The organism is Actinomadura sp. 9N407 (assembly GCF_044326315.1).
Taxonomy (GTDB): Bacteria; Actinomycetota; Actinomycetes; order Streptosporangiales; family Streptosporangiaceae; genus Spirillospora.
Window position 1 is genome coordinate 36,669 of record NZ_JBIRAW010000046.1, and the last position, 26,335, is coordinate 63,003.

The window sequence follows — 26,335 nt, forward strand, 5'->3', positions numbered from 1 at the left end:
GCGCCTGAGGGGGGAAGAGACGACAGGGCCCGAGATGTGCAAAGCTTTGGACGGGAATCACATTGCCTGCTTCTAAAGTCGCGCCCGCCGCCGCCGGCGGGCGAGGATCGCACTTGGAGAGATGTCGTCGTGAACAAGGAAGCCGTCCAGCGCCTGCGGGAACCGGCCGCCTGGGTATTGCTCGCCGCGGCCGGGGTGCAATTGTTCGCCGGCCTCATCGAGCTCGTCGCCGGTGGCGGAGACAACAGCGGCGGGTTCAAGTACCGCGCTTACGCGGAGATCAGCACCGGCTTCTTCACCCAGGTGAGCACGGTGGCGCTGGTGGCACTGGCGGTGGCCCTGGCCGCCGTCCTCGGCCCGGCGCCGACCCGGCAGGCACGCAACATCATCATGGGCGCGCTCGGAGTGCTGGGCGGCATGGCGCTGTTCGGCGTGGTGTCCTGGCTCGCCTCCCTGCTGGTGGACTCCCGGTACGCGGGCGGTGGCGAGAAGCTGGCCGTCTTCCTGTTCGGCGCGTCCAAGCTCGCTGTGATCGGCATCGCGGGCTGGTTCGTGTTCGCGGTCTTCCAGGCCATGCAGCCGGCCCGTCCCAAGGGCCAGGCGCAGATGCCGCAGGGCGGCTACCCCGACTTCGGCTACCAGCAGGGCCAGCAGCCGCAGCAGCAGTTCGGCCAGCCGCAGCCGGGCCAGCAGTACGGTGAGCCCCAGCCGGGCCAGCAGCAGTTCGGCCAGCAGGCTTCGCAGCCCGGTTACGGCCAGCAGCCGTACCAGCCGGGCGCGGAAGGCCAGCAGGCTCCGCAGGGCTACGGCCAGCAGCCGGGTCAGCCGCAGCCGGGCCAGCAGCAGCCGGGCCAGCCACAGTTTGGGCAGCAGCAGTTCGGCCAGCCCCAGCAGCCGCAGGACTACCAGCAGGGCCAGCAGTACGGCCAGGGCGCCCCGCAGTCCGGGTACGGCCAGCAGCCTTCCGGCGAGAGCCAGGAGGAGGGCGTCGGTGAATGGACCCGCGCCTATGGGGGCAGTGGTGACCAGGGACATGGCGCTCCGCAGGAGGAGCAGCGTCCCGAGGAAGGCGACTGGTACCGCGACAACCGCCCGCCGCCGCCGCAGTGATCACGACGCGTTGATCTGACGGTGATCGCGCGGTGATCGTTTCCGGTCGCCGGCGGCCGCGCGGATCTTCCGGGTGATTAACCGATCTCCGGTCAAAGCCGACCACGCCCATAGCTCCAATAAGCCTCTTTGTCACCCTGGAAACTCGTTCCACTTGACGGACCGGGCGCTACACGCGTGTAATTTCGTGGGTGTAGTTCTATGCCTTCTCGGGGGATGGAGCTGAGGGAAGGCATTGACCAGGGGGCTCCACGGGCTAGGAGGTGCGCTATGAGCGAGGTAGTGATCCCGCTGGCGCACGGCACAGACGGCGAAGAAGAGTTGGGCTGGCAGGAGCGCGCGCTGTGCGCGCAGACGGACCCGGAGGCTTTCTTTCCGGAGAAGGGCGGCTCCACTCGCGAGGCCAAGAAGGTGTGCCGGGCGTGCGAGGTACGGGCGGAGTGCTTGGAGTACGCGCTCCAGCACGACGAACGGTTCGGCATCTGGGGTGGTCTTTCCGAACGGGAACGCCGCAAGCTGAAGCGCCAGGCCGTCTGAGCGGCGCCAGAGGGTGTATCGGGTACGAGCCTGAGAGGGACCGCGACAAGGACGGCCGGACGAGCGAACCCGCGGGAAGCGCGGGACGAGACGGGACGTGACGAGCGGGGCCGAGCGTGCCCGCCGGTGGATCTGGGGGATCCGGGGCGGCGCGGGCCGGCCACGCGTACAGTGTCAGCCGTGCCGGCCGACGGAGGCCGGCACGGCTGCTGACCGTCCTGACCCTTTCGGGGCCGGCACGGCCTGATCAGGACCCGCCGAGGCCCACCCGGCCCACGGATCCGCCCAGCCCACCGAGACCCAGACAGATCGAGCGGACCCTTGTCGCCCACTCTCGATCGCCATGTCGTCACGGCGGTCCTCGTCGCCCATGACGGAGCGCGATGGCTGCCCGAGACGCTGAAGGCGCTGCTGACCCAGACCCGGCCCGTACAACGCCTCGTCACGGCGGACACCGGAAGCCGCGACCGCGGTGCGGCGGTGCTCGCCGAGGTGGTCGGTGCCGGCAACATGCTGACCCTGCCGCGTACCACCGGATACGGCGAGGCCATCGCGGAGGCGCTGCGGCACCCCGCCGCCTTACTGCCCGTCCCGATCCCTGAGGACGCGTCCGCCGAGCCCCGTACCGAGTGGATCTGGCTGCTGCACGACGACTCGGCCCCCGCCCATGACGCGCTGGCCATGCTGCTGCGCGTGGCCGAGTCTGATCCCAACGCCGCCGTGCTCGGCGCCAAGCTCCGCGACTGGGACGACCGCCGCGTGCTGCGCGAGCTAGGGGTGGCGCTCGACGGCGCGGCCCGCCGCGAGACCGGGCTGGACCGCCGCGAGTTCGACCAGGGCCAGCACGACGGCCTGCGCGACGTGATGGCGGTCGGCAGCGCCGGGATGCTGGTGCGCCGCGACGTGTGGGACGCGCTGGGCGGCTTCGACGTCGAGTTCGGGCTGTTCCGCGAGGACATCGACTTCTGCTGGCGGGCGCACGCCGCCGGGCACCGGGTCGTCGTGGTCAGCGACGCGGTGCTCTACCACGCCGACGCGGCCTGGCGCGGGCTCCGCGAGATCGGCATGACGGCCGAGTCCCGGCGCCGCCGCGACCGCCGCAACGCCCTGTACACGCTGCTGGCCAACCTGCCGCTGCCCGCGATGCAGCGCGCCCTGCTGCGCAACGTGTGGACGACCCTCACCCGCGCGCTGTTCCTGCTCATCGTCAAGCGGCAGGACGCCGCCCGCGACGAGCTGGCCGCACTCGGCGACGTCCTGCGCCATCCCGGCCGGATGCGCCGGGCCCGCGCGGCCCGTGCGGAGGGGCGCAAGCGCGTCCACCGCAGCATGCGGCGCCTCCAGCCGCGCAGGGTGGCGCTGCGCCGGATCTTCGAGGCGGTGGCGGGCCACTTCGCGGCGCGCGGCGGCCGCCGGCACGACGCCGAGGACGAACCGGAGCGCGAGGAGGGCCCCGGCGCCGTCCGGCGGCTGCTCGCCCGGCCCGGCGTCATGGTCGGGCTCGGGCTGACCGCGGTCGCCCTCGCCGCCGAGCGCTCGCTGATCACCGCGGCCGGGCGGCTCGGCGGCGGCGCGCTGGTCCCCGCCTGGGGCGGCGCGAGCGACCTGTGGTCCCAGTACGTCTCCGGCTGGCACGCGGTCGGGCTCGGCTCCGACGCGGGCAGCCCCCCGTACATCGGCGTCCTGGCCCTGCTGTCGACGCTGCTGCTCGGCAAGCCGTGGCTGGTGGTGTCGATCCTGCTGCTGGGCAGCGTCCCGCTGGCGGGCCTGTCGGCGTACCACGCGTCCCGGATCCTCGTACGGGAGTCGCCGCGTACCGGCCGCCGCGCCCGGGTGCACGGCCCCCGGATCCCGATCGCGGCCGTACGGGTCTGGTTCGCCGCCGTGTACGCGCTGCTCCCGGTGGCGACCGGCGCGATCGCCGGCGGCCGGCTCGGGACCGCCGTGGTGATCGTCCTGCTGCCGCTGATCGCCGTCCAGGCGGCCCGGATGTTCGGGCTGCCCCGGTCGGCCGATCCGCGGCGGAACGGGCGCGCGGCCTGGACGGTCGCGCTGCTGCTCACGGTCGCGATGGCGTTCGTCCCGCTGACCTGGCTGCTGGCGCTGCTCGCCGGGGTCCTGCTGTGGGCGCTGTTCGGCGGCGCGGGCGCCCGTCCTGGCCGGCTCGCCGCACTGGCCGCCGCCCGGGGCCGCCGCAACCTGGTCATCGCGCTCGGCGTACCGCCCCTCCTCCTCCTGCCATGGACGCTGGGCCTGCTCCTGCATCCCAGCCGGTTCTTCCTGGAGGCGGGCCTGCACGGCCCGGTCACGCCGCTGGCCACCGCCCGCGGCCTCGTGACGCTCGACCCCGGCGGCCCGGGCACCCCGGTGCACTGGACGCTGTACGGGCTGCTGCTCGTCGCGGTCTGCGCGCTGCCGCTGCGCAGCCGCCGCACCCTCGTGCTGACCGGCTGGCTGCTGGCCATCTTCGGGCTGCTGGCCGCGATCGTGATGAGCATGGCCACCGTGACCAAGGGCGCCGACCAGGCCCCCGCCTGGCCGGGCGTGGCGCTGCTGTTCGCCGGCTCGGGGATCCTGCTGGCCGCGACCGCCGCCGTACAGCGGGCCGTGGACGTCCTGGCGGGCAAGCATTTGACGTACCGGATCGGCGGCGCGGTGATCGTGCTGGCCGCCCTGACGGCTCCGGCGCTGGCCGCGTTCGGCTGGATCGCCGGCGGCGCGGGCGGACCGCTCGGGCGCACCGACCCCGACACGGTGCCGTCGTTCGTCGCCGGTCCCGCCGGCCAGCGGACCCTGGTCATGAGCAAGGAGCCGACCGGACGCGTCGCCTACACCGTCCTGCGCGGCCGCGAGCCGATGCTGGGCGAGTCCGAGACTCCGGTGAACGACGACACCGGCCGCCGCATGGACGACCTGGTCGCCGGTCTCGCCGGGGGGCGCGCGGGAGGCGGCCAGGCCCTGACCCGGATGGGTGTGCAGTACGTCCTGGTGCCGCGTCCCGCTGGCGACTCGCTCACGCAAGCCCTCGACGCCACGCCGGACCTGGCACGGCTCAGCCGTACGGACGCGTTCGGCATGTGGCGGCTGCCTTCTCCGGCAGGCCGCCTGATGCTGCTGGACGGCCCCACGGCGGCGCCCCTCGAAGCCGGGAAGACCGACGCCGCCGTACAGATCCCCGCAGGCCGCACCACCCGTACGCTCCTCCTCGCCGAACCCGCCGACGGCGGCTGGCGCGCCTCCCTCGACGGCCGTGACGTGACGGCCCGCACCCTGGACGGATGGGCCCAGGCCTACGAGATTCCGGCTGCGGGCGGCCGGTTCGAGCTGTCGCGCAGCATGTGGACGCGGCACATCTGGGTGGCCGTCCAGGGCGCCGCGTTCCTGCTGGTCGTCGTGCTCGCGCTCCCGGGAGCCAGGCCCGAGGCCGTGGACCTCACCAAGGGCGGCGGCCACCGGCGCGTGCCCCGTACCCGCGCACTGGCACGCCGCGCCGCCGCCGGAGCCGAACGCCGTACCGGCGCTCTCCGCGCCCGCATCCGGCACGACGAGGAGCCGGAGCCCGCCAAGGAAGAGCCCGTGGCGAAGGAAGGATCGGCGGCCATGGAAGAGGCGGCGGCCAAGGAAGAGCCGGCGCCTGAGGAGAGCACGCCGGAGAAGAGCACGCCTGTGGAGCACCTGTGAACCTGGACAGACTGGTCCGCCTGCTCGGCCTGCGTTACGCCACGGCGGCGCTCGTCCTGCTGGCCGTGGCCGCCCTGTACGGCGCGGCATCCCTCTCCCGTCCCGCGGCCAAGACCACGAGCCCCGGAGTGGACGACACCGTCACGTCAGCCGTCGCGGTGTGTCCCGGAGGCGAGGGGGCCCGCCTGACCCTCCAGGGAGCCTCTCAGGAGCTCCTGGGGGCAAAGGGCGACAAGCCCGGCCAGGCCACCGTGACCCCGACCCGGGGCGGTACCCCCACCGGCGCCCTCACCACGACGGGCGGCGGCTGGTTCAAGGAGCTGCCGGACCCGGGCGACGACTCGTTCACCGTGCGAGCCGCCGGCACCCTCGCCGCCGGCCTGGAGGCGGAGCAGACCACCCACTGGCCGCGCGGCAAGGACCGGGGGCTCGCGGGCGTCCGCTGCGCTCGTCCAGGCACCGACCTGTGGTTCCTCGGCCCCGGCCCGGACGCCGCGGAGAGCATCGAGCTGCACCTGGCCAACGTGGACGCCCAGGCGGCCGCCGTCGACGTCACCGCCCTCTCCGGCGACGGCCCGCTCGACACCCCCGACGGGCGCGGTACGCCCGTCGCCCCGTACAGCACCAAGGTCATCCCCATCGGCGAGTCCGCCGAGGGCCTCGGCGAGGTCGTCAAGACCGCCGCCGACCTCGCGCTGCGGGTCCGCGCCACCACGGGCCGCGTCGCCGCCTCCCTCCGCGTGCGGATCGACGACGGCGACGGCATCGAGTGGCTGCCGCTGTCGCCCCAGCCCGCCACGTCCCTGATCGTCCCCGGCATCCCCGGCGGCGAGGGCCGGCGCCGGCTGCTCGTCGCGGTGCCCGGCCAGGAGAACGCCGGCATCAAGGTCCAGGTGCTCACCCAGAACGGCGCGTTCGCCCCCCAAGGCCAGGACACCCTGGACGCCCCGGCCAGCACCGTGACCCCCATCGACCTGGACCGTGCCCTGACCGGCAAGCCCGCCGCCGTACGGCTCGTCTCCAACCGCCCGATCCTGGCCGGATTCGCCGCCGAGAAGGGCGCCGACGTCGCCTACGGCACCGCCACCCCGCCGCTCACCGCCAACGACTTCGGCGTCGTCTCCGACAACCGGTTCGACACCACCGTGACCCTGACCGCCCCACGCGGCGCCGCGTCCGTACGGATCACCCCGGTCGGCCCCCAGGGCCCCGGCACTCCCCAGGACGTCCAGATCCCCTCGGACCGCACCGTCGAGGCCAGGATCAGCCCACCGGCCGGCGCCGGCGACAACTTCGGCCTCCTGATAGCTCCCCGGCCCGGCTCGGGTCCCGTCCACGCGACCCGCACCCAGTCCACGGGCAAGGACGACAAGGCCCTGTTCACGACCCTGCCGGTGACCCCCGCCATCACCACCATCCGCCTACCGGCGGTGGGCGACTCCAAGGGCGCACTAATCCCCTGACAAGGGGCCGGCTCAGTCTGCCCTGACCGGGGGCTCAGTCTTCGGGGGTGTCGTAACTCGGGTCTACCGACTCAGGCGAGAGGCCCAGGAGATCGGCGATCTCTTCCACGAGGAGGTCGCGGACGAGGCGGCCGGTCTCGCGTTCGCCCGTCGCGCGGGCCTCGATGGGACGGCGGAAGACGACGATGCGGACCGGGGTGCCGTCCGTTCCGGGACGGGTCCGGCCGAGCGGGATCGGGCCGTCGAAGAGGGGATCGAGGTCGGGGACGTCCTCGACCGCGAACTCGACGCCGGCCAGCTCGCGCTCCCAGCGCTGCCCGATCCGCCGGACCTCGTCGCCGACGAGGTCGTCGAAGCGCTCCGCACGGCTGCGGGACATCGGGACCTGCGGAGGCGTCAGAGGGCCACGGAGGCCACGACCGTGCCGGTCGCGGCGGCGTACGCCTGCCACACGGGATCGCACCCCTCCACATTACCGCTCGCGGCCCGCCGGATCGTCTGGTCGCGCCCTGAGGGTGGCCCGGAGGAAAGTGCGCCCAAGCGGGCACGGTATGTAATCGTTGCGCGGGAATTCGGGCGGTAACGGCGACACGTGCATACGGGTGGTGGCGGACTCGGCGGCGGGGAGGTACCGTCGGCCCTCGTGAGCCCCGTCCGCATCTGCTCCCGCACCGCCTGCAAGGCGCCGGCGGTCTTCACGCTCACGTACGTCTACCGTGACTCGACCGCGGTCCTGGGGCCGCTCGCCACGTACGCCGAGCCGCACTGCTACGACCTGTGCGCGGAGCATTCCGAGCGGCTCACCGCTCCGATGGGATGGGAACTGGTCCGGCTTCCGGTGGAAGAGGACCCCGAGCCGAGCGCCGATGACCTGGAGGCCCTCGCCGACGCCGTCCGCGAGGCCGCGAGGCCCGCGCCGGGCAGCGGCCAGGAGCCGGTAGGCCAGGGCACCGAGGTCGGCCGGCGCGGCCACCTGCGGGTGCTGCGGTCCGAGCCCGCGGGGACGCAGCCCGGCCAGGAGTGAGCACGGGTGGTGAGCCCGAGTAGTGAGCACGGGCCGCCCGGTGCTGGAGGCGGCCCGGCCCTGCTCCCTTCGGTAGGCTCGGCCCCGTGCCCGGCACCCGAGGCATCCTCCCCGGACGGGGGACCAGAGCGACTGGGATAGGGGAGCAGGAGTGGGCGACCTCGCCAAGATCTTCAAGGCGTACGACATCCGGGGCGTGGTCCCCGACGAGCTCGACGCCGAGACCGCGGAGGCGGTCGGCGCGGCCTTCGTACGGGTGACCGGGGCCACCGCCGTCGTGACCGCCCATGACATGCGGGCCTCGTCCGGGCCGCTGGCCGAGGCGTTCGCGCGCGGGGCGACCAGCCAGGGCGCGGACGTCGTGGAGGCCGGGCTCGGCTCGACGGACATGCTCTACTACGCCAGCGGCACGCTGGACATCCCGGGCGCGATGTTCACCGCCAGCCACAACCCGGCCAAGTACAACGGGCTCAAGCTGTGCCGGTCCGGTGCGCGGCCGATCGGCCGCGACAGCGGCCTGGCCGATATCCGCGAGCTGGTCGAACGGGGCGTTCCCGCCTACGACGGCCCGGCGGGCGGGGTATCCGAGCGCGACCTGCTCAAGGGGTACGCCGACCACCTCAAGACGCTGGTGGACCTGTCCGGCATCCGGCCGCTCAAGGTGGTCGTGGACGCGGGCAACGGCATGGGCGGGCACACCGTCCCGACGGTGTTCGAGGGCCTGCCGATCGACCTGGTGCCGCTCTACTTCGAGCTGGACGGGACGTTCCCCAACCACGAGGCCAACCCGATCGAGCCGGCGAACCTGCGCGACCTGCAGGCCAAGGTCCGCGAGACCGGCGCCGACATCGGGCTCGCCTTCGACGGCGACGCCGACCGCTGCTTCGTGGTGGACGAGCGGGGCGAGATCGTCGCCCCGTCCACGATCACCGCGCTGGTGGCGGTACGGGAGCTGGCCAAGCATCCGGGCGCCCCGATCGTGCACAACCTGATCACGTCCAAGGCCGTACCGGAGATCGTCGCCGAGCACGGCGGCGCCCCGGTCCGCACGCGGGTCGGGCACTCGTTCATCAAGCAGACGATGGCCGAGAGCGGCGCGGTGTTCGGCGGCGAGCACTCGGCGCACTTCTACTTCCGCGACTTCTGGTTCGCCGACTCCGGGATGCTGGCGGCGCTGCACGTGCTGGCCGCGCTCGGCGGGCAGGGCGAGCCGCTGTCGGAGCTGCTGGCCGAGTACAGCCGGTACGTCCCGTCCGGCGAGATCAACAGCGAGGTGGCCGACCAGGCCGCCGCCGCCGACCAGGTCCGCGCCGCGTTCGAGGGCCGGCCGGGCGTCACCGTCGACGAGCTCGACGGGCTGACCGTGGGCACCGATGACTGGTGGTTCAACCTGCGGCCGTCCAACACCGAGCCGCTGCTGCGGCTGAACGCCGAGGCCGCCGACGAGAAGACCATGGCAGGGATCCGGGACGAGGTCCTGGCCATCGTGAGGGGGAAGTGAACGTGAAGCTCGACAGCTGGCTGCTGGAGATCCTGGCCTGCCCGAACTGCGGCGGCGACCTGCGCGCCGAGGAGGGCGCCGACGAGCTGGTCTGCACCGGCTCGTGCGGCTACGCCTATCCGGTCCGCGACGACATCCCCGTCCTGCTGGTGGACGAGGCGCGAGCCCCCACCCCATGAGGGAGCCGGAGGGACGCCACGGCGTCTGGACTGAGGAGCCTGCGACGAGGGAAGACGCCGTGAAAAGGCGCCCCGTAGGCGACCGGGCAGCACGGTGAGCGATGGGGTCGATTCCGGCAGGCTCGACGATCTGCGGGCGATCGAGGACGCCGATCCGGGCGGGATGCTGCGGCAGGTGGCCTCGTCGGCGGCGCAGATCCGGGAGGCGCGGCGGCTGACCGCCGAGGCCGGGATCGAGACGCTGGCCGAGGACGGGCGGCCGCGGGCGATCGTGGTCACCGGGATGGGCGGCTCGGGCATCTCGGGCGACGTGCTGGCGGCCGTCTGCGGGCTGGGCTGCGCGGTTCCGATCGTGACCGTACGGGGCTACCGGCTGCCCGGCTGGGTGGGCGCCGCCGATCTGGTGATCGCGGTGTCGTGCTCGGGCGGGACCGAGGAGACGCTGGTGGTCGCGGCGGAGGCGGCGCGGCGCGGGTGCCGGCTGATGTTCGTGGGCGGGGCCGGGTCGCCGCTGGCGGAGCTGGCCGAACGGACCCGGGGGCTGTTCGTCCCGGCGCGTTCGGTGGGGCAGCCCAGGGCGACGCTGTGGGCGCTGACCGTTCCGCTGCTGCTGGCGGCCCGCACGCTCAAGCTGATCCACCTGCCGGACGACGTGCTGGAGTCGGCCGCCGTGCGGCTGGAGGACGTGGCGCACCGGTGCCGGCCGGACAGCGAGTCGTTCGTCAACCCGGCCAAGCGGACCGCTCTCGATCTGATGGGCGATGTGCCGCTGGTGTGGGGGACCTCACCGCTGGCGGGTACGGCGGCGTACCGGTTCTGCTGCCAGCTCAACGAGAACGCCAAGTATCCGGGCGTCTTCGGCGAGCTGCCCGAGACCGGTCACAATCAGGTGGTCGCGTTCGACGGGTTCTTCGCCTCGCGGGGCGGCTCGGGGGATCCGGACGATTTCTTCCGCGACCGTACGGACGAGTCCGAGCACGGGCTGCACGTGGTCATGCTGCGGGACAGCGACGAGCATCCTCAGGTGGGACGACGCCGCGAGGTGACCGTGGAGCTGGCGCGGGCGCGCGGGATCGCGGTGACCGAGATCCCGGCCGAGGGCGACCATCCGCTGGAGAGAATCGCGACAATGATCGCGCTGTCGGACTACATCACGGTTTACTTGGCTATCGCGCTGGGGGCCGACCCGACTCCGGTGTCGGCCATTCAAGAGCTCAAGGCAAGGATCGTTGATACATGAGTGCTGAAGGCGGAACCAAGGCGATCGTCGCCGCGCTGGCCGCCAACCTGGGAATCGCGGTCTCCAAGTTCGTCGCGTACGTGTTCACGCAGTCGTCGTCGATGCTGGCCGAGTCGATCCACTCGCTGGCCGACTCCGGCAACCAGGCCCTGCTGCTGGTCGGCCGCAAGCGCTCCGAGCGCACCCGGACGCCGCAGCATCCGTTCGGGTACGGCCGGGAGCGCTACTTCTACGCGTTCGTGGTCGCGGTGATCCTTTTCACCGTGGGCGCGGTGTTCTCGCTGTACGAGGGCATCCACAAGATCACCGACCCGCACGCGGTCAAGTCGCCCGCCTGGGCGTTCGGCGTGCTGAGCGCCGCGATCATCATGGAGATCTTCTCGTTCCGTACCGCGATCGTGGAGTCCAACAAGGTGCGCGGCGACAAGTCGTGGACGCAGTTCATCCGGCGGTCCAAGTCGCCCGAGTTGCCGGTGGTGCTGCTGGAGGACCTCGGCGCGCTGGTCGGCCTGATCCTGGCGCTGCTGGGCGTCACGATGGCCGTGGTGACCGGCAACGGCGTCTGGGACGGCGTCGGCACGGTGTGCATCGGCGTGCTGCTGGCGATCATCGCGATCGTGCTGGCGATCGAGACCAAGAGCCTGCTGATCGGCGAGGGCGCCGACCCGGAGGTCGAGCAGGAGATCCTGCGGGCGCTGGAGTCGGTGGACGAGGTCGATCACGTCATGCACATCCGGACCCAGTACGTCGGCCCGGAGGAGATGCTGATCGCCGCCAAGATCGCGGTGAAGCACGATGACACCGCCGCCGAGGTGGCGCGGGGCATCGATGCCGCCGAGGCCAAGATCAGGGCGCAGTTCCCGGAGGCCCGGCTGATCTACCTGGAGCCGGCCATCGACGAGCCCGCCCGCGAGGACACCCCCGTGGCGACGACCAAGGAGACCCCCGCGTCGTCCTGACGACGTTTCCTGGAAGCACGCCCCTGGAAGTACGTCCCCCTGAGAGACGTTCCCGGCCCGTCCGCGCCTCGCGCGTGGCGGGCCGGAGGCCTTTCCTGAAGGGCGGTGTCGTCCGGAAGGGAAGGCGGCTCCTCGCCGTCCGGCCGCCGGCTGCCGGTCGACCCCAGCCCAGGCTTGATCGGCCGTACCCCGAGAGGTACGTTCCCGCGGCCGGACGGCGAGGACGCCTTCCCATGCTCCCCGCCCGGACCCCTGAAGCCGGGCGGTTCTGGTGTGACCGCGGCGGCTCCGCCGAACCCCCTAGGTCGGCGGCGCCACCGGCGCGGTCACGATTAAGACATTACGTGCGTCCACCCCCGCCGCACGTCCACCCAGAGGAGGGACCGAGTGTCGTCCTGCAGGGGGATACCGCTCGTCCGCATAACACCGCACGGTGAGGTGAGAAGCGGCGCGCAGCGGTCAGTATTGGGGAGTGACCAGCGACCAGCACTCCCAGACCGCGCCGCCGGACGGCCCCGCCGGGGGCCGGCCGGGTGACCAGGCGGCGCCTCCCACCAGGTTCGGCCCGGCGCTCGTCCATCATGCGTGGCGGCTGTCCGGGCGGATCGTCGCGGGCCTGGGCCAGCTGCTGCTGTGGATCCTCACCGGGATCGGCCGGCTGCTGCGCCCGCTCGCGGTACGGATCGGCGCCCGGCTCTACGGCCGCCGCGCCGTACCGCCAGGGGGCCCGGGCGGCGACGGCCGCACCAGGATCGCCCCGGCCGGCGCCACGGCGCCGCTGCCGCGCTGGATCAACACCTGGAGCGACTTCACCGGGTCGTGGTACTTCGCCCCGCTCACCGGCCTCGCGCTGACCATCGCGGCGCTCGCCGAGCTGGCACCCCGGCTGGAGAACCCGGTGAACGTCGCCGGCGCGTTCGCCGTCGCGGCGACGCTGCCGCTGGTGTGGCGCCAGGAGTACCTGCGGCCGGTCGCGGCCGTGGTGCTCGGCGCGTTCGCGGCCAGCCTGCTGACCGGCCAGGCCGTGCTGGTGACGACCGCGTTCGCCGCCCTCTACACGCTGTACGCGCTGGCCAGGCAGCTGCCGAGGCAGTCGGCCGGCGGGCTGGCGGTCGGCGCGGCGGTGACGGTCGCCGTGGTCTACCTGGCGACCGGCACGCTGGACGACATCCCGTGGCCCGCCGCGGTCGTCGCCGTGCTGGCGGCGATCGGGCTCGGCGACGCGCGCCGCGTGGTGGAGACGGCGGGACGGACCCAGGCGGAGGCGCACGAGCGCACCAGCGAGACCCTGACCCGGCTCACCGCCGTCCAGCGCGAGCAGGCCGTGATGCGGGAACGGGCCCGGATCGCCCGCGAGCTGCACGACGTGGTCGCGCACTCGGTCTCGATGATCGCCGTACAGGCGGAGACCGCCCCGTACACGATGCAGAACCTCTCGCCCGAGGCCCGCGCCGGCTACACCGAGATCGCCAGGACGGCCCGGGACGCCCTGGTGGAGATGCGCCGGCTGCTCAGCGTGCTGCGCGCCGACGCCAAGCCCGACCCCGAATCGGCGCCGCAGCCGCGCCTGGACCGGCTGCCCGACCTGGTCGAGCAGCACCGGGGCGCGGGCGGCCATGTCGATCTCGCCGTCCAGGGCGAGCCGCGCTCGCTGTCCACGACGGTCGAGCTGTCGGCGTACCGGATCGTCCAGGAGGCGCTCACCAACGCGCGGCGGCACGCGCCCGGTGCCGGGGTACGGGTCGAGCTCAGCTACCTGCCGGACCGGCTGGCGGTACGGGTCCGCGACGACGGGGCGGCCGCGCAGACCATGATCCTGAACCGGGACGGGACGCCTTCCCGTACTGCCGTACTGGACCCGGCGAACCCCGCCGACCCCGGCCATGCCGGGCGTACTCGCATGGAAACGCCGCAATCGGGCCAAGAGGGCGGCGGACACGGCCTCGTGGGCATGCAGGAACGTGCGACCATGCTGGGCGGACGGTTCTCCGCCGGTCCGGCCGTCGAGGGCGGGTTCCTGGTGGAGGCCGAGCTTCCGCTCACGAGACAGGAGAGCACCACCCGTGATCCCGGTTCCCAGCCGCCGCCCGGCCCCGGCCGACCCTGACCGCCGCGCTCCGCGGTCCGGCGACCGTTCCGGAGCCGCGGCGTGATCGACGGAATGATCAAGGTGCTGGTCGTCGACGACCAGACGATCGTGCGGGCGGGGTTCGCCGCGCTGCTGGACGCCCAGCCCGACATCTCGGTCGCCGGTGAGGCGGGCGACGGCCGCGAGGCCGTCCGGCTGGCCGAGGCCGAGCGCCCCGACGTGGTCGTGATGGACATCCGGATGCCCGGCATGGACGGGATCGAGGCCACCCGCCAGATCCTGGCCAAGCCCTGGGCGGACGGCGTCCGCGTGCTGGTGCTGACCACGTTCGACGTGGACGAGTACGTCTACGAGGCGCTCGCGGTGGGTGCCAGCGGGTTCCTGCTCAAGGACGCCACCGCCGACGAACTGGTGTCGGCCGTACGGGTCGTCGCCCGCGGCGACTCCCTGCTGGCCCCGCAGGTCACCGGGCGCCTCATCCGCGAGTTCACCAAGCAGCGCCGCAACCGCCCGCAGGCACCGTCCGAGCTGGCCACGCTGACCGCCCGGGAGAGCGAGGTCCTGGTCCTCATCGCGGGCGGCCTGTCCAACGGCGAGATCGCGCGGCGCCTCGTGGTGAGCGAGCACACAGTAAAAACCCACGTCGCCCGCGTCTTCACCAAGCTAGGCCTGCGCGACCGAGCCCAAGCGGTCATGCTCGCCTACGAATCAGGCGTGGTAGTCCCCGGCGAGAGCGGCCCCTAGCGGGGGCGCTGCCGGAGGAGGCGCAGGGCCTTCTCCTTCTCGAAGTCCAGGGCCCGGGTGGGCGGCGCGGAGACCCGGCCGATGCGCTCGCCCAGCTCCCGTACCCGCGCCCTGACCTCAGGCTCGGCCAGTACGCGCAGCCCGAAGGCCAGCTCCGCGGGGCCGATGTCGTACCGCTTCTCCAGGGCCAGCGCGAGGGCGACGGCGCGCAGCTCGGCCTCGCCGAACCGCCGGTGCCCGCCGGCGACCCGGCCCTGGGGACCGGGAGCCGCCTCCCGGGTGGCGGGAAGCAGCCCGAGGCTCTCGCGATAGCGGAGCATGCGGGGCGAGGTTCCGAGCCGGCGGGCGGCCTCCGTGATGCGCATGAGGGTGATTCTGACAAATCCGTGTCAGAAAGTCAGGTCCGGCCGTGCTCTCCACCCGGGGACGGCCCTAGACTCGCGGACGTACCGGCACCGGACCCCCGCCCCCGGCGATGACGCCGGTGATGGCGCGGCGGGCGCCGAACCCAGTGGACGACGAGGAGTCGAACAAGCATGGATTACAAGGTCGCCGACCTGTCGCTGGCCGAGTTCGGGCGCAAGGAGATCCGGCTCGCCGAGCACGAGATGCCCGGTCTGATGGCCGTACGCAAGCAGTACGCCCAGGAGAAGCCGCTGCGCGGCGCCAAGATCATGGGCTCGCTGCACATGACGATCCAGACCGCCGTGCTGATCGAGACGCTGGTCGAGCTCGGCGCCGACGTCCGCTGGGTCTCCTGCAACATCTTCTCCACCCAGGACCACGCCGCCGCGGCCGTGGTGGTCGGCAAGGAAGGCACCGCCGACAAGCCGCAGGGCGTCCCGGTGTTCGCCTGGAAGGGCGAGACGCTGGAGGAGTACTGGTGGTGCACCGACCAGGCCCTCGCATGGCCGGACGGAACGCCCCCGAACATGATCCTCGACGACGGCGGCGACGCCACGATGCTCGTGCTCAAGGGCAAGGAGTACGAGAAGACCGGCGTGGTCCCGACCGCCGGCGCCGATGACCCCGAGGAGCTCGGCGTCGTCCTGGCCACGCTGCGCCGCACCATCGCCGAGCGCCCGGGCCGCTGGACCGAGACCGCCGCCGCGATCAAGGGCGTCACCGAGGAGACCACCACCGGCGTCCACCGGCTGTACGAGATGGCCAAGGAGGGCACGCTCGCCTTCCCGGCGATCAACGTCAACGACTCGGTCACCAAGTCGAAGTTCGACAACAAGTACGGCTGCCGGCACAGCGTGATCGACGGCCTCAACCGCGCCACCGACGTCCTGATCGGCGGCAAGGTCGCGCTCGTCGCCGGCTACGGCGACGTGGGCAAGGGCTGCGCCGACGCGCTGCGCGGCCAGGGCGCCCGCGTGATCGTCACCGAGATCGACCCGATCTGCGCGCTGCAGGCCGCGATGGACGGCTTCCAGGTCACCACCCTGGACGACGTGGTCGAGATCGTCGACATCTTCGTCACCACCACCGGCAACTTCAACATCATCTCCGCCGCCGACATGGCCCGGATGAAGCACCAGGCGATCGTGTCCAACATCGGGCACTTCGACAACGAGATCGACATGGCCGGGCTGGCGAAGACCCCCGGCATCGAGAAGATCGACATCAAGCCGCAGGTCGCCGAGTGGCGCTTCGCCGACGGCCACTCGATCCTCGTCCTGGCCGAGGGCCGGCTGATGAACCTGGGCTGCGCCACCGGCCACCCCTCGTTCGTGATGTCCAACTCGTTCACCAACCAGGTGATCGCCCAGATCGAGCTGTTCACCAAGACCGAGGAGTACCCGGTCGGCGTGTACGTGCTGCCCAAGCACCTGGACGAGAAGGTCGCCCGCCTCCACCTGGACGCGCTCGGCGTCAAGCTGACCGAGCTCACCAAGGAGCAGGCCTCCTACATCGGCGTCCACGTCGAAGGCCCGTACAAGCCCGAGCACTACCGCTACTGATAAGTACTGGTGTAGCGACTCCGCCGCCGTACGGCCCGTCCCGGCCGTACGGCGGCGCTCGTACGAGTGGAAGAGGTCTGGTGAGCGATATCGCGGACGTTTCGCTGGCGTACGAGGGCGTCAAGCGGATCGAGTGGGCCGATCGGACGATGCCCGTGCTGCGGCAGATCCGGGAGCGGTTCGCGGCTGAGCGGCCGCTGGCCGGTTTTCGCATCGCGGCGTGCATGCATGTGACGACCGAGACGGCCAATCTCATCCGTACGCTCCAGGCGGGCGGCGCGAGCGTGGCGCTGGCGGCCTCGAACCCGCTGTCCACGCAGGACGACACCGCCGCGGCGCTCGTACAGGAGTACGGGGCGGAGGTGTTCGCGCGTTCGGGTACGGACCGTGAGGGCTATTACCGGCACATCCATCAGGCGCTGGAGACGCGGCCCGACTTCGTCCTGGACGACGGGTGCGACCTGGTCAACACGCTGCACATCGACCGGACGGATCTGCTCGACACCGTCAAGGGCGGGTGCGAGGAGACCACCACCGGCGTGATCCGGCTGCACCAGATGGCCCGCGAGGGGGCGCTGCGGTTCCCGATGGTGGCGGTGAACGACACCGACACCAAGCACATGTTCGACAACCGGTACGGCACCGGGCAGTCCACGCTGGACGGGATCATCCGGGCCACCAACGCGCTGCTCGCGGGCAAGACGATCGTGATCGCGGGCTTCGGCTACTGCGGCCGTGGCCTGGCCGAACGGGCGCGCGGCCTGGGGGCCCTGGTCGTGGTCACCGAGATCGACCCGGTCAAGGCCCTGGACGCGGCGCTGCAGGGCTTCACCGTCCAGCCGATGGCCGAGGCCGCACCGCGCGGCGACGTGTTCATCACCGTGACCGGCAACCGGGACGTGATCACGCCCGAGCACTTCGCGGTCATGAAGGACGGCGCGATCCTGGCCAACTCCGGGCACTTCGACATCGAGATCGACGTCCGCGGGCTGGCCGAACTGGCGGTCGGCGTCAACGAGGGCGTCCGGCCGATGGCCGACGAGTACGTGCTCGCCGACGGCCGGCGGCTGGTGCTGCTGGCCGAGGGCCGGCTGGTCAACCTCGCCGCCGCCGAGGGGCATCCGGCCGCCGTCATGGACATGTCGTTCGCCGACCAGGCCCTCACCTGCGCCTGGCTGGCCGCCGCGTACGCGACCCTCGAACCGGCGGTACACGACGTCCCCAAGGAGATCGACACCGAGGTCGCCCGGCTCAAGCTGGCCTCCATGGCGATCGGCATCGACGCCCTGACCGCCGACCAGGAGGACTACCTGCACTCCTGGCGCCTGGGGTCCTGACCCGTGCCGCGCGGAACGTACCTCCATCTCGACGACGGCGTCGAGGAGACCTTCCAGTGCGCGCCCGGCCCCGGCGGCTGGCGGTACGTGGGGGAACGCTCCGACGGCGTGCGCACCGACCTGGTCGTGGACGCCCGCTGGCGGCAGATCCGGGTCGAGCTGACCGGGCCGCAGTGGTGGATCCGCGGCGGCGTCACCGGCCGAGACCTGGTGTGGGTACGAGGCGGGGACGGCGACGCGACCGAGCACCAGGCGCGTTCCATCGGCTTCCTGGGGGAGTCCCCGGGCTTCCTCGTCGCGCTGTCGCGCTCGCTGGACCTGCGGGCCGGTGAGGGCGTCACGGTACGGCTCGTCCAGGTCGCGGGGACGGCCCTCGCGGCGCTCACCGTCGACCGGCGCTGGCGGCTGGCCGGGATCACCCCGTACGCGACCGAGACCGACCCGCTGCCCGTCGCGCGCTACGAGGTGACCGACCTGGCGACCGCCGAGGAGTACGCGGTCCATCTCGCCGGAGACGTCGTACTGGACGCTCCCGGCATCGAACTCACCGAGCTGCAGTCGCCCCCGAACCTCTAGCCCTGAGGCCGCTGAGGCGGCTGCTGGGGCCAGCCACCGGTATGTGGTGGTTGCTGAGGCCATCCGCCGGTCTGTGGCGGTTGCTGGGGCCAACCGCCCGGAGCGGGAGCGGGCGGCGTGAGGACCTGCTGGTACGGCCCGGCGCCATAGTTCTGCGGCGGCAGGAAGCGCGGCTGCCCCGGCTGGGGGGCGCTCAACGGCGGCGGCATGGGCGGACCCTGCCGCATCGGACCGGCCATCGGAGGCCCGCCGGCCATCGCCATCATGGGAACGGGCACCTGCACGGCCGCGAAGGGCAGCGGACGGCCCAGCTTGCGCATCCGCGCCTCGTAGCGCTTCCAGAGGCGCCACTCCTCGCGGCGGCGCCGTTCGGCCAGCACGGCCGAGATGAAGATCTCCGGGCGCACGCCCGGGGGCGGCGGCGGGCTCACCACGGCGAGCATCCGCTCGGCGATCCGCTCGCCCAGCCCGTCGCGGATCTCGGGACGAAGCTCCCAGAAACGCGACAGGTACTGCCGCGCGGTCAGCGCCAGCTCGTCCGACAGCATCGAGACCTCGAGGGTGCGGCCCCACCCGGCCAGCTGCGGCGGCATCACCGCGACCGGTCCGTGCAGCGCCGAGTGCGGCAGCCGCTCCTGGATCACCACGGTGCCCGCGAACACGTCGCCGAGCCGCTTGCCGCGCCGGTTGAACAGCGAGGTGAGCAGCGCGGGCGCCCCGTACAGGACGAAGAACTCCAGGAACCCCGCCAGCGCCCGTACCAGCGCCTGCCGGAACCGGATCGGCCCGCCGTCGTCGGCCACCACCCGCAGCCCCACCGCGAGCTTGCCGAGCGTGCGGCCGCGCGACAGCGTCTCGAACGCGCACGGGTAGCCGACGATCACCGCGACCATCACCAGGATGCTCAGCCCGACGCCCCACGCCTCGTCCGCGATCAGCGTGGTCATCCCCACCACGTACAGCAGCACGTTGAGGATCATCAGCTGGAAGAACAGGTCCAGCAGGAGGGCGCAGCCCCGGCTCGCCAGCCGCGCCACCCTGATGTCGAGCGCGACGGCCTCGCCGGTGACGAGTTGCGTCAAGGTCCCTCCTCCATTGGGGTGCGGGTCCATTTTGCCCGTACGAGCGGCCAAGGCGTTAGTCTCGCCGGGTGGACGTCGACGCCTACGTGGCCGCGCACAACGCCGAGTGGCAGCGGCTGGAGCGGCTGATCAACTCAACCCGCAAGCTGACCGGCCCCGAGATCGACGAACTGGTCGAGCTCTACCAGCGGACCGCCACCCATCTGTCGGTCGTACGGTCGAGTTCGCCCGACCCGATGCTGGTCGGCCGGCTGTCCGCGCTGGTGGCGCGGGGACGCGCGGCCGTCGCCGGCGCGCAGGCCCCGCTGTGGCGGGACATGGGCCGGTTCGCCACCGTATCGTTCCCGGCCGCCGCGTACCGGATGCGCTGGTGGTGGATCGGCTGCGCGGTGCTCGGCAACCTGGTCGCGCTGGCGCTGGCGATCTGGGTGGCCGGCGACCCGCAGGTCCAGGCCGCCGTCGGCACCTCGCACGAGATCGAGCAGCTGGTCGAGCACGACTTCGCCAACTACTACGTCGAGCATTCGGCCGCGTCGTTCGCGTTCCAGGTCTGGGTCAACAACGCCTGGGTCTCGGCGGTCGCCCTGATCTTCGGCATCCTGCTCGGCATCCCGACCATCTACGTGCTGCTGCTCAACCAGGTCAACCTCGGCATCACCGCGGGCCTGATGTTCGCGCACGGCAAGGGCGACATCTTCTTCGGCCTGATCCTGCCGCACGGACTGCTCGAGCTGACCGCCGTCTACCTGGCCTGCGCCGCCGGGCTCAAGCTCGGCTGGACGATCATCGACCCCGGCCGCCGCCGCCGCGGCCAGGCCCTGGCCGAAGAGGGCCGCGCCGCCATGAGCATCGCGCTCGGCCTGATCGCCGTCCTGCTGGTCTCCGGCCTCATCGAGGGCTTCGTGACCGGCTGGGTCCACGTCACCTGGCTCCGCATCGGCATCGGCGTGGTCGCCGAGGTCGCCTTCCTCGCGTACGTCATCGTCCTGGGCCGCCGAGCCGTCCGCCAAGGCGAAACCGGCGACAGCGACCTCCAACCCGACGTCGCTCCTACGACAGGCTGATCCCAGTTCCTCCTCAGCCGTCACCCGGCCTCAGCGTTGCGATCGCGTGCGAAGCCAGGTGCGAGCGAAGCGAGAACCTGATCGCGCAGCGAGCCCCTGGGCGAGCCGGAGCGATGCGGCGATCGCCGCCGGCGCCCGCCGAAGGAGGGCCTCCAGGCCCGACGCCAAGGGCGACGCCATAAATCAGAGTCGTCCTGCGGCCTTGAGGGCCAGGTAGGCGTCGGCCAGGGCCGGGGCGAACTCTTCGGGTGGGGCGTCGACGACCTCGACGCCGTGGCTGCGCAGTTCGGCGGTGAGACGGCGGCGGTCGGCGCGGGCGCGTTCGGCGGCGGCGGCGTCGTAGACGGCGGCGAGGTCGCCGCGCATCCCGGCCATCTCGCCGACCCGGGGGTCGCCGACGGCGGCGATCATGACCAGGTGGCGGGCGGTGAGCTGGGGCAGGAGGGGGATCAGGCCCTCCTCCATGGCGGCGGTGTTGAGCTCGGTGAGCAGCACGACCAGGCAGCGCTGCCGGACCTTGGACATGATCGTGGAGACCATGCCGGCGGCGTCGCTCTCGATCAGCTCGGGCTCCAGCGGCGCCATGGCCTGCACCATCGCGGGGAGCAGGTCGGTACGGGACGCGCCCTCCACCCGGGTACGGACGCGGCGGTCGTAGGCGAGCAGGTCGACGCGGTCGCCGGCGCGGGAGGCCAGGGCGCCCAGCAGGAGGGCGGCGTCCATCGAGCAGTCGAGCCGGGGGATGTCGCCGACCCGGCCGGCGGCCGTGCGGCCGGTGTCGAGGACCAGGTAGAGGCGGCGGTCGCGCTCGGGGCGCCAGGTGCGGACGACGACGTCGGCGCGGCGGGCGGTGGCCCGCCAGTCGATCGAGCGGACGTCGTCGCCGTCCACGTACTCGCGCAGGGAGTCGAACTCGGTGCCCTGGCCGCGGATGAGGGCCACGTGCTGGCCGGTCAGCTGGCGCAGCTTGGCGAGCTTGCCGGGCAGGTGGCGGCGGGACGGGAAGGCGGGCAGGACGCGGACCGTCCAGGGCGCCGGGCGGGAGAGCTGGCGGGCGGCCAGGCCGAGGGGGCCGACGGAGCGGACGGTCACGGTCACGGCCTTGCGGTCGCCGCGCCGGGTCGGGACCAGGGTGATGTCCGTACGGCGGCGCTCCTTGGCGGGGACGTCCACGCCGGTGGTACGGGTCAGCGCGCCGGCGCTCGGCGGCCAGGCGTCCCGGACGATGGCCTTCAGGCGGCGGCGGCCGAGGTTCTCCACGATGAGGGCGACCTTGGCCTTCTCGCCGAGGCGGACGTTGGTGTCGCCGTCACGGTGGAAGCGCAGCGCCCGGACGTTGCCCGCCAGTGCCAGATCGATCAGCACGCCCAGCAGCAGGACGCCGAACACGCCGAGCAGCGTCCACCAGCTCGGGAAGAAGATCGGCAGCGGAAGGGTGAGCAGGGCCAGCAGCCCCAGGCGTCCGGTCAGCGCCATGCGGAGATCCTTCCGATCCCGTCAGCGGGGGGCCGGGACATGGGCGAGGATGCCCTCCAGCACGCCGTCGGTGGTGGCGCCCTCCAGCTCGGCCTCGGGCCGTAGCTGGACGCGGTGCCGCAGGGTCGGGCGGGCCAGTGCCTTCACGTCGTCGGGGGTGACGTAGTCGCGGCCGGACATCCACGCCCAGGCGCGCGAGGTCGCCAGCAGCGCGGTGGCGCCACGGGGCGAGACGCCGAGTGCCAGGGACGGCGACTGGCGGGTGGCGCGGCACAGGTCGACGACGTACGCGGCGACCTTCGGGTCCAGGTGGACGGTACGTACCGCGGCCTGGCCGGCGGCCAGTTCGGCGGCGCCGGCGACCGGCTTCACCGCCGACAGGTCGCGGGGGTCGAAGCCGGTGGCGTGCCGCTGCAGCATCGAGATCTCCTCGTCCCGGGTGGGGACGGGGACGGTCAGCTTCAGCAGGAACCGGTCGAGCTGGGCCTCGGGCAGCGGGTAGGTGCCCTCGTACTCGATGGGGTTCTGGGTCGCGCAGACCACGAACGGGTCGGGCAGCATCCGCGGCATGCCCTCCACCGAGACCTGCCGCTCCTCCATCGCCTCCAGCAGGGACGCCTGCGTCTTGGGCGGGGTGCGGTTGATCTCGTCGGCGAGCAGCAGGTTGGTGAAGACCGGGCCCTCGCGGAACTCGAACTCCGAGGTCCGGTTGTCGTAGATCAGCGAGCCGGTGACGTCGCCGGGCATCAGGTCGGGGGTGAACTGCACCCGCTTGAAGTCCAGGTCGAGCGCCCGGGCCAGCGTCCTGATCATCAGGGTCTTGGCGGTGCCGGGCACGCCTTCCAGCAGCACGTGGCCGCGGCACAGCAGCGAGATGACCAGGCCGGTGACCACCGAGTCCTGGCCGACGACCGTCTTGGCGACCTCGGCGCGCAGCGCGGTCAGCGCCGCCCGGGCCGACTCGGCCCCCTCCGGGGTGCCGGGGGTGGGTCCGTCGTCGGACGGCAGCCCCTTGTCGAACTCGACTGGGTGGTTCACGAAAGCCGTACCTGCCTTTCCAGGTCGTCGAGGAGGTCGGTGAGCCCGACGAGTTGCCCGTCGTCGCCCGGTTCAGGACCGTACAGTGCCGCGCCGACCATCGCCTCGTCGTAGCCGCTGCGCTGGGCGATGGCGGCGACGATCTCCGCCGCAGAGGCCGGGTCCTGCGCGGCGCTGCGCGGGAGGCCGAGCAGCGGTACGAGGCGCTCGCGCGTTCCGGAGCGCAGCGCGTCGGCGGCGCTGCCACGGGCCCGGTGCGCCCGGTAGAGCCGGGCCCGGCCCTCCACGGTCTCGGCGGAACGGACGATGACCGGCAGGTTCTCGGCCACCACGGGCCCGAGCCTGCGGGCCCGCCACAGCGCGATCAGCAGCACGGCGATGAGCAGCTGGAGGATGAGCAGCCGGACCCCGAACGGGAGCAGGTCGCCCAGCGTCTCCTCCTCGCTGCCGTCGCCCGGCGCGGGCAGGTCGGGGATCAGCCAGACGACCCCGGAGCGGGCGTCCGCGAGGTTCATGCCCAGCGCGGCGTTGCCCTCGTCGCCGAGCTTCTCGTTGGTGAGGGGCTGCGCGGAGCCGAGCACGGTGACCGTACGGCCCGCGGCGGGGATCTGGGCCACCCGGTAGAGGGCGTCCTCCGCGTGGTAGCAGCCGACCCCGCCGGCCTTGATCTGGTACGTGTCGGACTGGCCGAACTCGACCCCGCCGGCGACCCGGGCACCGGGCAGCGCGCATCCCGGCGTGGCGATCGGCTCGAAGCTCCTGCTCGCCCGTTCGATCCCGGGGGCCAGCGCGGTGAGGACGTCCCGGGTCGGCTCGACCAGCAGCAGGTCGGCGCGGGTGCCGCGGAGCAGGGTGAGGTCGGTGTCGGTGAGCCGGTCCGGCCGAGTGATCACCAGGACCGTCCCGGCGACGGCCGGGCCGGCGGCGTCGGTGGCGCGGCGGGCCACCTGGACGGGCGAGCCGCGCTGCTCGATGATCTCGGCGAGCGCGCGGGTGCCGCCCGGTCCCGCCGACTCGGGGTCGAGGTCCTGGGTCGAGCCGGACGGGCGGAGCGCGGCGAGCGCGATCGCCACCACGACCATCGCGAGCACGGCGAGCAGCACGCCCCGCGAGGCCCGCCAGCGGCGGCCGGCGACCTGGCCCGCGGTGGGCCCGTCGCCGCTCGGCCCCGGCCCGGGCGGCGCGGGGGTGGTGGAGGGCTTGGCGCTCATCACCATCGCAGGCCCGCCTCCTCGGCCAGAGCGGCGTCGTCGGTGTCTTCCGTGCCGGCCCGGCCGCTGCCGAGGGGGCGCGGGCGGGCCGCGCGGACCCGGTCGTCCAGGGCCTTCAGCTGCGCGTAGGCCTCGGCGCTGCCGGGCCGGTCGCCGTACCAGACGTCGTCGAAGATCCGTACCCCGCCGCGCAGCGCGTCGGCCAGCTCGGGCAGCGCCTCGCCCGCCTCGGCGGCCAGCTCGTCGGCGGTACGGCCCGGCTGCGGCGCGAGCACGGCCCGTTCCTCCAGGTCGCGGGCGATGGCGCGGAGCCGCTCGCGGATGGCGCGCGGCCAGTCGCCGGCCGCGGCGAACTCCTCGGCGGCCGTGCGGTGGTCGCGGGCGGTGGACGGCTCCTCCTCCAGCAGCGCGTCCCGCCGCGAGCGGAGGTTGCCCCGGCCCCACATCAGCCAGGCGACCAGCGCGATCGCGGCCGCGACCAGGAGCAGGATGACGATCAGCGAGATCCAGCCCATCTCGCCGTTGCCGTGCACCGTGGGGTCGGCGGTCCGGTTGAACAGGTCGCGCAGCCATTCGCCGACCCGGTCGAAGACGCGCTCCAGCCAGGACGGCTGATCGCGGTCGTAGATCGGCTTCTCCAGCTCGCGCCGGGCCATCTCCCGGGCCTCGTCGCGGCCGATCGGATCGAGCATCACGGCATCGCTCCCGGTCCGGAACGCACGGGCTCGCCCTGGGGGGCGGAACGGCTCAGGGACGGGGTTCGCCAGGCTTCGAAGAACTCGTCGTCGCCGGAGGGCGCGCCCTCGGGGCTCCGGCCGTTGCCCGCCGGGGCGGTGGGGACGGACGGGACGGACGAGGTACGGGCCGCGGCGCGCTCGTGCGCACGGGTGCGCAGCTCCAGGTCGAAGCCCTCGCGGCGCATCCGGCGGTCCAGGTAGAGCAGGGTGATCACGCCCGCGTCGAACGGCAGCACCACCGTCCAGCTCACGATGCGGCCCACGGTGTCCACGGCCAGGGCGAGCATCGTGGCGCTCTCGCCGCCGCTGCCCGAGCCGAAGAAGAGCAGCTCGACCAGCAGGAACGGGATCCGCAGCGCGAAGAAGCCCATGAACACGGTGACCAGGATGGCCAGCAGGCAGGTCCCGAAGGTCCGCCACCAGCGGCCGCGGGACAGCGCGTGCGCGCGCTTGAGGGCGCCGCCGACGGTCTGCCGTTCCATCACCACGGCGGGCGCGGCCAGCACCAGCAGCACGTACAGCCAGACCATCAGGACCGCGCCGAGGGGGAAGCCGATGATTCCGGCCAGCACGCCGATCCCCGCAGGGGCGTCGGTCACGATGAACAGGGCGAACGGCAGGATCGGCAGGGCCAGGGCCAGCAGCGGGATCAGCGTGACCGCCAGGGCGGTGAGGATCAGCCGGCCCAGCCGGGGCCGGGTGTCCCGCCACGCGCCGCGCAGCGAGACCCGCCGGCCGAACAGCCCGCGCCCGATGACCGGCCCCATCAGCCCGGCCAGCAGCACGATCGCCAGCGCCGACAGCACCAGGCCGAACGCGCCGAGGGTGAACTGGGTCCCGACCGAGCGCACCACCCAGCCGGGCGTCACCTCGTCGCGCGCCGTACGGCCGACGAAGAAGTAGGCCGCCACCGAGCCGGCCACCTGGATCACGGTGGTGAGCAGCAGCGACGGGCCGAGGACGGCGCGCGGATACAGCCGGATGCACGCGATCGCGCCGTCCAGGATCTCGGAGATCGACAGCGGCCGGAACGGGATCTCGCCGCCCAGCGCGGGCGGCGTGCCGGCGCCCGGCGCGTCGCCCCCGGGCACCGGAGAGCCCGGGACGGCATGCTCGTCCCTACCGTCCGGTGTCGCCATGTCTGCTCCCCGCGCGATGACTCGTGTGGTCATCCTGCCACGGGCGGGATGCCGGGATGGCCGGTCCCGCCGGGCCCGGCGGGCGATCTTCGCGGGAGCGGGATACCGATCGAGGTCAAACGGTCCGTCCGCGGTGCCGGTCTTGTTTACAATCCGCCCTTTGGGCCAGACTGCGGCGGGG

General features: G+C 72.9%; 24 protein-coding genes. 15 read left to right on the top strand and 9 right to left on the bottom strand.

What is annotated here, in order from left to right:
• Window positions 1-129: 129 nt before the first annotated feature.
• The 4 genes from ACH34Q_RS42815 (at window position 130) to ACH34Q_RS42830 (ending at window position 6,791) form a co-directional block, all read left to right on the top strand.
• A complete protein-coding gene (locus tag ACH34Q_RS42815) occupies window positions 130-1,110 on the top strand; it encodes a hypothetical protein (protein WP_395988959.1) in 981 nt (326 codons plus the stop codon).
• Between the two features lie 270 nt (window positions 1,111-1,380).
• Window positions 1,381-1,647, top strand: a complete 267-nt coding sequence (locus ACH34Q_RS42820; protein WP_395988960.1) for a WhiB family transcriptional regulator — start codon at window positions 1,381-1,383, stop codon at window positions 1,645-1,647.
• A gap of 321 nt (window positions 1,648-1,968) precedes the next feature.
• The gene (locus ACH34Q_RS42825; RefSeq protein WP_395988961.1) at window positions 1,969-5,328 is read left to right on the top strand and encodes a glycosyltransferase; all 3,360 of its coding nucleotides are present in this window, start codon (window positions 1,969-1,971) and stop codon (window positions 5,326-5,328) included.
• A complete protein-coding gene (locus ACH34Q_RS42830) occupies window positions 5,325-6,791 on the top strand; it encodes a DUF5719 family protein (RefSeq protein ID WP_395988962.1) in 1,467 nt (488 codons plus the stop codon). The genes ACH34Q_RS42825 and ACH34Q_RS42830 overlap by 4 nt, the downstream gene beginning before the upstream one ends.
• Before the next feature lie 34 nt (window positions 6,792-6,825).
• Here the strand turns inward: ACH34Q_RS42830 and ACH34Q_RS42835 are convergent, their stop codons facing one another.
• Window positions 6,826-7,242: a metallopeptidase family protein gene (locus ACH34Q_RS42835; RefSeq protein WP_395988990.1), complete on the bottom strand. Its 417-nt coding sequence runs from the start codon at window positions 7,240-7,242 to the stop codon at window positions 6,826-6,828.
• Complete coding sequence (locus ACH34Q_RS42840; RefSeq protein ID WP_395988996.1) at window positions 7,188-7,331, bottom strand: hypothetical protein; 144 nt, start codon at window positions 7,329-7,331, stop codon at window positions 7,188-7,190. The genes ACH34Q_RS42835 and ACH34Q_RS42840 overlap by 55 nt, the downstream gene beginning before the upstream one ends.
• A gap of 103 nt (window positions 7,332-7,434) precedes the next feature.
• Here ACH34Q_RS42840 and ACH34Q_RS42845 point away from each other — a divergent pair, with 103 nt between their 5' ends.
• The 7 genes from ACH34Q_RS42845 (at window position 7,435) to ACH34Q_RS42875 (ending at window position 14,527) form a co-directional block, all read left to right on the top strand.
• Window positions 7,435-7,815, top strand: a complete 381-nt coding sequence (locus ACH34Q_RS42845; RefSeq protein WP_395988963.1) for a DUF3499 domain-containing protein — start codon at window positions 7,435-7,437, stop codon at window positions 7,813-7,815.
• A 151-nt stretch (window positions 7,816-7,966) separates the two neighbouring features.
• Window positions 7,967-9,316 (top strand): phosphomannomutase/phosphoglucomutase, encoded by a 1,350-nt coding sequence (locus ACH34Q_RS42850; protein ID WP_395988964.1) that lies wholly within the window; start codon window positions 7,967-7,969, stop codon window positions 9,314-9,316.
• Entirely contained in the window at window positions 9,313-9,495 is a 183-nt protein-coding gene (locus ACH34Q_RS42855) for a Trm112 family protein (protein WP_395988965.1), read from the top strand. Before ACH34Q_RS42850 ends, ACH34Q_RS42855 begins: the two co-directional genes overlap by 4 nt.
• Window positions 9,496-9,589: 94 nt before the next feature.
• Window positions 9,590-10,735 (top strand): bifunctional phosphoglucose/phosphomannose isomerase, encoded by a 1,146-nt coding sequence (locus ACH34Q_RS42860; protein ID WP_395988966.1) that lies wholly within the window; start codon window positions 9,590-9,592, stop codon window positions 10,733-10,735.
• Window positions 10,732-11,694, top strand: a complete 963-nt coding sequence (locus tag ACH34Q_RS42865) for a cation diffusion facilitator family transporter (RefSeq protein ID WP_395988967.1) — start codon at window positions 10,732-10,734, stop codon at window positions 11,692-11,694. Before ACH34Q_RS42860 ends, ACH34Q_RS42865 begins: the two co-directional genes overlap by 4 nt.
• Window positions 11,695-12,166: 472 nt before the next feature.
• On the top strand, window positions 12,167-13,801 hold the full coding sequence (locus tag ACH34Q_RS42870; protein ID WP_395988968.1) for a sensor histidine kinase: 1,635 nt from the start codon (window positions 12,167-12,169) through the stop codon (window positions 13,799-13,801).
• Between the two features lie 54 nt (window positions 13,802-13,855).
• A complete protein-coding gene (locus tag ACH34Q_RS42875) occupies window positions 13,856-14,527 on the top strand; it encodes a response regulator (protein WP_395988991.1) in 672 nt (223 codons plus the stop codon).
• On the opposite strand, the gene ACH34Q_RS42880 is transcribed toward ACH34Q_RS42875, so the two are convergent.
• Window positions 14,524-14,892 (bottom strand): MerR family DNA-binding transcriptional regulator, encoded by a 369-nt coding sequence (locus ACH34Q_RS42880; RefSeq protein ID WP_395988969.1) that lies wholly within the window; start codon window positions 14,890-14,892, stop codon window positions 14,524-14,526. The two genes, ACH34Q_RS42875 and ACH34Q_RS42880, sit on opposite strands and share 4 nt — an antisense overlap.
• A gap of 171 nt (window positions 14,893-15,063) precedes the next feature.
• On the opposite strand from ACH34Q_RS42880, the gene ahcY (ACH34Q_RS42885) reads away from it, so the two are divergent.
• The 3 genes from ahcY (ACH34Q_RS42885) to ACH34Q_RS42895 all read left to right on the top strand — a co-directional run bounded on the left by ahcY (ACH34Q_RS42885) (window position 15,064) and on the right by ACH34Q_RS42895 (window position 18,407).
• Window positions 15,064-16,494, top strand: coding sequence for an adenosylhomocysteinase (ahcY, locus tag ACH34Q_RS42885; protein ID WP_395988970.1), 1,431 nt, complete (start codon window positions 15,064-15,066; stop codon window positions 16,492-16,494).
• Between the two features lie 80 nt (window positions 16,495-16,574).
• Window positions 16,575-17,831 (top strand): adenosylhomocysteinase, encoded by a 1,257-nt coding sequence (ahcY, locus tag ACH34Q_RS42890; protein ID WP_395988971.1) that lies wholly within the window; start codon window positions 16,575-16,577, stop codon window positions 17,829-17,831.
• A 3-nt stretch (window positions 17,832-17,834) separates the two neighbouring features.
• A complete protein-coding gene (locus ACH34Q_RS42895; RefSeq protein WP_395988972.1) occupies window positions 17,835-18,407 on the top strand; it encodes a hypothetical protein in 573 nt (190 codons plus the stop codon).
• On the opposite strand, the gene ACH34Q_RS42900 is transcribed toward ACH34Q_RS42895, so the two are convergent.
• On the bottom strand, window positions 18,404-19,489 hold the full coding sequence (locus ACH34Q_RS42900) for an RDD family protein (RefSeq protein WP_395988973.1): 1,086 nt from the start codon (window positions 19,487-19,489) through the stop codon (window positions 18,404-18,406). The two genes, ACH34Q_RS42895 and ACH34Q_RS42900, sit on opposite strands and share 4 nt — an antisense overlap.
• A 68-nt stretch (window positions 19,490-19,557) precedes the next feature.
• On the opposite strand from ACH34Q_RS42900, the gene ACH34Q_RS42905 reads away from it, so the two are divergent.
• Window positions 19,558-20,553 (top strand): stage II sporulation protein M, encoded by a 996-nt coding sequence (locus ACH34Q_RS42905; RefSeq protein ID WP_395988974.1) that lies wholly within the window; start codon window positions 19,558-19,560, stop codon window positions 20,551-20,553.
• Between the two features lie 183 nt (window positions 20,554-20,736).
• Here ACH34Q_RS42905 and ACH34Q_RS42910 read toward each other — a convergent pair whose 3' ends face one another.
• The 5 genes from ACH34Q_RS42910 to ACH34Q_RS42930 are packed head-to-tail and all read right to left on the bottom strand — an operon-like array spanning window position 20,737 to window position 26,154.
• On the bottom strand, window positions 20,737-22,029 hold the full coding sequence (locus ACH34Q_RS42910) for a DUF58 domain-containing protein (RefSeq protein WP_395988975.1): 1,293 nt from the start codon (window positions 22,027-22,029) through the stop codon (window positions 20,737-20,739).
• A gap of 21 nt (window positions 22,030-22,050) precedes the next feature.
• The gene (locus ACH34Q_RS42915) at window positions 22,051-23,037 is read right to left on the bottom strand and encodes an AAA family ATPase (protein WP_395988992.1); all 987 of its coding nucleotides are present in this window, start codon (window positions 23,035-23,037) and stop codon (window positions 22,051-22,053) included.
• 26 nt (window positions 23,038-23,063) lie between these two features.
• A complete protein-coding gene (locus tag ACH34Q_RS42920; RefSeq protein WP_395988976.1) occupies window positions 23,064-24,284 on the bottom strand; it encodes a DUF4350 domain-containing protein in 1,221 nt (406 codons plus the stop codon).
• Window positions 24,278-24,970 (bottom strand): DUF4129 domain-containing protein, encoded by a 693-nt coding sequence (locus tag ACH34Q_RS42925; protein WP_395988993.1) that lies wholly within the window; start codon window positions 24,968-24,970, stop codon window positions 24,278-24,280. The genes ACH34Q_RS42920 and ACH34Q_RS42925 overlap by 7 nt, the downstream gene beginning before the upstream one ends.
• Window positions 24,970-26,154 (bottom strand): hypothetical protein, encoded by a 1,185-nt coding sequence (locus ACH34Q_RS42930; RefSeq protein ID WP_395988977.1) that lies wholly within the window; start codon window positions 26,152-26,154, stop codon window positions 24,970-24,972. Before ACH34Q_RS42930 ends, ACH34Q_RS42925 begins: the two co-directional genes overlap by 1 nt.
• Window positions 26,155-26,335 lie beyond the last annotated feature (181 nt).